Origin of the sequence: Shewanella sp. SG44-6 (assembly GCF_014164185.1) — a bacterium.
In the GTDB taxonomy this organism is placed as follows: Bacteria; Pseudomonadota; Gammaproteobacteria; order Enterobacterales; family Shewanellaceae; genus Shewanella; species Shewanella vesiculosa.
In genome coordinates this window covers 1-467 of sequence record NZ_JACJER010000325.1, presented here as the reverse complement: position 1 = coordinate 467, position 467 = coordinate 1, and the positions used below count along the sequence as shown (strand labels likewise).

General features: G+C 42.4%; 1 protein-coding gene. It reads left to right on the top strand.

What is annotated here, in order from left to right; translation table 11 throughout:
• Positions 1–467, top strand: a 467-nt coding sequence (locus H5185_RS23560) for a group II intron maturase-specific domain-containing protein (RefSeq protein ID WP_259396293.1), incomplete at both ends; no start/stop codon positions are given.

The following is a 467-nucleotide window of genomic DNA, read 5'->3' as shown; positions in this document are numbered from 1 at the left end:
ATGCTAATGACTCTTGCTGGACTTGAGCAGCGCATAAAGTCTACAGCACTCAAAAAGGGTGCCAGAGCCAACTTTATTGGATACGCCGACGATTTCGTCGTCACCTGCGCTTCAAAGGAAGTGCTTGAGAACGATATCAAACCGTTGATCGCTGATTTCTTAGCGGAAAGAGGCTTAACACTCTCTGAAGAAAAAACGCATATTACCCACATCAGCAATGGTTTTGACTTCTTAGGGTTCAATCATAGGAAGTACAAAGGAAAATTGCTCATTAAACCGAGTAAATCCAACACGCTGTTGTTCTTGAGTAACCTGCGCGAACTCATCAAAAAGCACGCAACAATCCCTGTTAACGACCTTATCAAACTGATAAATCCGAAACTAAGGGGGTGGGCGAATTATTATCGTCATTGTGTTGCTAAACAAGTATTCGGGTATGTTGGGCACAAACTATTCTATTCGTTATG